The 569-nt window shown below is 65.0% G+C and carries 1 protein-coding gene; it reads left to right on the top strand.

Annotation, left to right across the window (positions count from 1 at the left end; translation table 11 throughout):
• The first annotated feature begins 195 nt into the window (after positions 1 to 195).
• Entirely contained in the window at positions 196 to 426 is a 231-nt protein-coding gene (locus tag BFF76_RS30450; protein WP_031098164.1) for a hypothetical protein, read from the top strand.
• Positions 427 to 569 lie beyond the last annotated feature (143 nt).

Consider the following 569-nt stretch of genomic DNA (forward strand, 5'->3'; position numbering starts at 1 on the left):
CAGGGGCGCCTGAAGTGACGCTGGTCACCGAGTCCGATTCGGGTGATTTGCTCCAACACGAAGGGGCTCAGGTCACACGAAATGGCCTTTTATGGATTACGGGACTAAATTCCAAAACCACTTCAAATCGGTCATATGGCCCATGAGTGATGGCCTAGGGCATACATGGAGCATCGACGTGGAATCGATCGGCCTATGACTGAACGTCCGCACACCTCGGCCCCACGGATCACGGTCCTGCCCGTCCAGCCCGGGGATCCGCCTTTCCGCATCGTCGAGATCGACGGAGAGGTCATCGGGAACGCGACCGCCATGACGGACGTGCTGATCGCCGCCGCGACGGCAGGTATTCCGGTCCATGACCTCGACGACCCGTCCGCCGTCCGATGGGTGGGGGGCGGCAAGCTCAGCTGGAAGCCGCACTGACCGCACCGTGAGACGGACACGTCTCGGACGCACCGCGGCATTCGAGTACCGGACCACCCCGGGCAAGCCCCCCCCTGAACCCGCCCCGGCCCGGCCCGCAGCGGACCGGAACCCCGGGCCGGCGGCCTCGCGTCAGTTCTGGT

It is taken from the genome of Streptomyces mutomycini (assembly GCF_001700505.1).
Taxonomy (GTDB): domain Bacteria; phylum Actinomycetota; class Actinomycetes; order Streptomycetales; family Streptomycetaceae; genus Streptomyces; species Streptomyces mutomycini.

Bases quoted from the DNA above. Each gene is read 5' to 3' on its own strand.
- BFF76_RS30450 (WP_031098164.1), top strand. From the start codon at position 196: ATGACTGAACGTCCGCACACCTCGGCCCCACGGATCACGGTCCTGCCC.